Origin of the sequence: Mycobacterium sp. (genome assembly GCF_049673265.1) — a bacterium.
Lineage (GTDB): Bacteria > Actinomycetota > Actinomycetes > Mycobacteriales > Mycobacteriaceae > Mycobacterium.
This window is the reverse complement of the sequence record NZ_JBATXN010000562.1, coordinates 1-4091: the sequence shown is the minus strand read 5'-3', so window position 1 is coordinate 4091 and position 4091 is coordinate 1. Positions and strand designations below refer to the sequence as shown.

4 protein-coding genes are annotated in these 4091 nt (G+C 64.9%); 1 reads left to right on the top strand and 3 read right to left on the bottom strand.

Going from position 1 to position 4091, the window contains the following annotated elements:
• The 3 genes from WBF82_RS19225 to WBF82_RS19215 form a co-directional block, all read right to left on the bottom strand.
• Nucleotides 1–1141, bottom strand: a 1141-nt coding sequence (locus WBF82_RS19225; protein WP_424384536.1) for a DUF7159 family protein, incomplete at its 3' end; no start/stop codon positions are given.
• Nucleotides 1142–1230: 89 nt separating this feature from the next.
• Nucleotides 1231–1413, bottom strand: coding sequence for a PE-PPE domain-containing protein (locus WBF82_RS19220; RefSeq protein WP_424384537.1), 183 nt, complete (start codon nucleotides 1411–1413; stop codon nucleotides 1231–1233).
• Nucleotides 1414–1487: 74 nt separating this feature from the next.
• Nucleotides 1488–2051: a hypothetical protein gene (locus WBF82_RS19215; protein ID WP_424384535.1), complete on the bottom strand. Its 564-nt coding sequence runs from the start codon at nucleotides 2049–2051 to the stop codon at nucleotides 1488–1490.
• A gap of 479 nt (nucleotides 2052–2530) precedes the next feature.
• Between WBF82_RS19215 and WBF82_RS19210 the strand changes: the two genes are divergently transcribed.
• Nucleotides 2531–4091, top strand: a 1561-nt coding sequence (locus tag WBF82_RS19210) for an alkaline phosphatase family protein (RefSeq protein ID WP_424384534.1), incomplete at its 3' end; no start/stop codon positions are given.

Genomic DNA, 4091 nt, shown 5'->3' with positions numbered 1-4091 from the left:
GCCGTGGCGCCGGCAGCTGCGGTATAGGCGGCGGGCCGGCCGGCATTGGCGGAGCAGCGGGGGCGGGCCGCGGCACGGCCGGAGCAGCCGGGGCAGGTGCCGGCGCTTGGACAGGTGGCGGGGCCGGTTTGGCGGGAGCTACCACATGTTGCCCAATGCTGGGCCGGTCACTGACCTTTGGCCGGATGTCAAGCGCCAGCGACACCGCCAGGGCGGCGACACCGAAAACGAAGACCATCAACACCCCGAGTGCGACGAGGAATGGCCGGCGACCCGGATCGGTTTCCTCGCGCAAGAATTCAGCGGCCACCGCCCCCGTGTACGCGTTATCGTCGTCGGCCTCTGCGCTGTAAGCGAGTTGTTGACCGTCCACGGCGTCGCCAACCGCTACGACCGGGTCCGCCGTGCCAGTGCCGGGGTCTTGGGCGTACGCCAGGGCCGACGTCGACCAGTTCGACAGCGGCGCATGCGCGGCCGCCAACGCCGCACCGCGGGCCAGCGCCGATCCAGGCTCGGTGGGCGCGCTGACGGCAAGCGGAGTCGCGGCTTCGAGCTCCGCCTTGATCACGCCGACGTCGACGCCGTCGGAACCCACCACAAACAGCCCTTGCGGATTTGGGTTCAGCCCGTTCGCACCCGCGGCCAGCGCCGTCAGTTCCGCAACGGCGTCCACGTCGTCATCGGGCAGAGCCGCTTTGCGCATGTCAGTGACCGAACCGTCGGCGGTGTCGACGACGGCCAAGGTTGCAGAGTCCGGCTCGATGAAGAGCAGCCCCGTGTGGGCGTAGCCGGTCGCGGTGCCGTAGGCCTGGGCCAACGCGGCCGCGGACAGAAAGGCCGAGACCAGCATGACGTTTTCGACCTTGCGGGCGGCCAATGCGTCCCGCAGCGCACCTTCTTGGGCGGGATCAACCAAGGTCACGCCGGTCGATGCCAGCCGATAGCCCCCCTCGGCGGCACTTTGTTGAGTGCCCAAGATCGCGGCCAATGTCTGATCGGCCGCGGGGTTATGGGTATCTGCTGAAGCCGCGACCGGGAAACCGTCTTGGTCAACGGTGACACCGTCGCCGTTTCGCCCTTCGACCAGCACCATGTCGACCGTCGATGGTGCCATCGACATTCCGAGTACGAGGTCCTCCACGCCCCTTCAAGTCCTCCCACGCAGTTGTGCGCTGCACAGACGTCCCCGATGATTCGACCCTACCCGGATGCGCAACCGGGCCGGCTTGCTCAGCTGGTGAACAATCCCCCGAGCGGCCCGAAGAGCCCGAGGATTGGGTCGAGCAGGTTCTGCTGAATGCCGCCGTCGGGTCGGTTTGGGTCGCCGAGCAGCAGAAATGTGACGCCAGGATGCTCTCCGGCCTGCATTAGCTGGATCTTCTCGTCGACCGCGATCTGCGCGCTCTGGGAAATTCCCTCAACGAGGTAGGGCTAAGGCGCTGCCTTCCGTGGGTCTGGAGACACCCCGCTGGCAGACGTCAATCTGATCAGGGGAGGAAGATGTCCGGAACGCCTATGGCACTGAAGAACTCGGCGCCGAGATCGACAAAAGCCACGTCGACGGCTGCGCCAACTGCACCCAGGTCAGCATCAAGCGTCGCCAAGTCGGTGGGAAGACCCGACGCCCAATTGGCGAGATCGCCGGCTTGGTCAGCGGCGAGGAACCCCTGGGCGGCGTCGAGCACCCCTTGGTCGGCGTGCAACACCGCCAGGTCCACATCCGCCAGGCCCGCTTGGTCGGCGGCCGGCAGGCCAGCCTGATCCGCCTCCAGGCTGGAGACAAACGACTGTGTGGTGGCGATGAGGTCTTCTTCCGGAACTAAGGCCGCGAGTTGGTGAGCGTCGAGCGATGCCTGGGGGGCCTGCTCGAACACCTGGGCCGCTTGCGACAAGTCCTGGACGGCTTGACCCAGCACGTCCGTAGGGGTGTCGGCGCGAGCGACCGGCGCACTGGCCGCGCCGATCATCGCGGCAGCTACTGCGGCGCCGACCAAGCCGACACCCACGCCCCATCGACGCGCGTAGCGGACCGTGCAGAAGTTGCTGCTCATAAGGGCTCCACTATCTCCAGGGCGCCAAACGTTGGAACGTCAGGCGAATGAACGAAGCTAGCGCCCGTGCCGATCGGGTATTAGTTACAAGCCAATCTAAGAGAAAATAATGTTCAGATACGCAGATCAGCGAAAGTTGGTCCGCCTTAACCCCTGCTGTGAACGAACCTCAAGGTTATTAACTTTGACGTCGACGCTGAGGCGAGTCGAGGGGTCGGCCCGGAGCCAGCGATCGCTGCGGTTACCGATAACGCCGGTGTGACCAGCATCAACGCCGCTCATCGAGTCCGGCCATGTGAGCGCCAAAAAATCGTGCTGGATTTTCGTGCAATAGCTAAATCCTCAGGTTCTGCTTAAGGTACTTTCAGGCCCGAGACCCAGTTGCCGGTATGCCTCAGGTAGAAGGGGCGAAGTTATGGTTGCCGCCTTCCACATGCAATCGAATCACTGGGGCACCGCGTCGGAGGAAGGTTAGGGCCATGGCTCATCGGCGTCCCAGGAAGGCAAACCCGACTTCACGCAACGCGATGGCACGCCGCCATCGGCGAGCGGTTTGGTGGACGGGCTCGATCAGCGCGTTTTTGACGTTGGGGCTGGGGTCGCTGGCTTCTGCGCCCAGTGCCCGCGCCGATGAGTTTGACGCAATCATTGACCCGGTCCTCAACGCGATCGCGGGTTCGTTGGCCGCCGATGTGGGCTCGGTGGCCGCGGCCGGCCCGGCTGATGCCTGGTTGCATGTGCTGGAGCAGGACTGGAGCGCGTTGGGTCAGCAGCTGGACACCGCGCTCAACACCTGGCTTAACCACGTCGATCCGGCTGCCGATCCCACCGCCGGCGCGGATGCGCAGCCGATGAGTCAGAACTTGCTGGTCGACCCCAACTTCGAAACGGCCGACCCGTCGGGATCGGGCTTCAGCGGGGTGACCATCCCGGGCTGGACGGAGACTGGCACCCCGACCGCGATCGCCTACGGCACCCTGGGCGGTTATCCGACGCCATTGCCGTTCGCGTCGCCGCCCCTCTTCGCCTTCCCACAGGACGCGCCCCCGGGCGGCGGCGACATTTTCGCCGGCGGCGGACCCGTGGGCACGTCCACCCTCAGCCAAACCGTCGACCTCACCGGCGCAGCCGGAACGCCGTACACGCTGAGTGCAGACCTCGGCGGCCAAGGCTTGAACGCGTCCGAGGCCTCAGTGCAGGTCAGCTTCCTCGACGCCCACGGGGACGTTCTGGGCACCGGCTCGCTCAACCCAGTCACGGTATGGGATCGCCTGGGTATCACCGGACTTGAGGAACGCGACATCTCCGGGACCGTCCCGGAGGGCACCACCTCCGCGCAGGTGACCACGACCTTCACCGACGAAAACCCGTTCCTCGGCAACTACAATGGCGCCTACGCCGACAACGAGTCGTTCACGGTCGGCGATCCGAGTCTCACCGCGGCGCCGCTCACCCCACCGACGTCCGACGTCGGCCAGCTGAATCACGTGTTCCTGATCTACATGGAGAACAAGGGCGTCAACGACATCGTCGGTAGCCCCAACGCGCCGTACATCAACAGCCTGATCAACAGCAACGGATATGCGGACAACTACTACGCGCTGAGCCACCCCAGCGATCCCAACTACTTCCGGATCATGGGCGGGTCGGACTTCGGCATCGACTACAACCCCACCTTGGCCGGCATCAACGCGCCCAACCTCATGCAAGAAATGGATCAGGCCGGCATATCGTGGGCCGGCTACGCGCAGAGCATGCCCACCCCGGGTGACCTCGTGTCATCGGGTGACTACTCCGTCGACGAGTTGCCGTTTGCCCAATTCAGCTACGTCGCCGACAACACTCCTGCCTACCTGGAGGAGCACCTGCTCCCGCTGACGGAGTTGTCGACCGATCTTCAGAACCCGAGCGCCTTCCCGGAATTCACCTGGATCGCTGCTAACGAGGCCAACAACATGGAAGGCCCTATCGACACTCCTTCGGGCCTCGCCCAATTCCTTATCACCCAGTTCACGGACCATCAGTACAACGTCGCGGCCG

What these genes read in the sequence shown, in the direction of transcription:
- WBF82_RS19215 (WP_424384535.1), bottom strand. Translation starts at nt 2,051, where the DNA reads ATGAGCAGCAACTTCTGCACGGTCCGCTACGCGCGTCGATGGGGCGTG.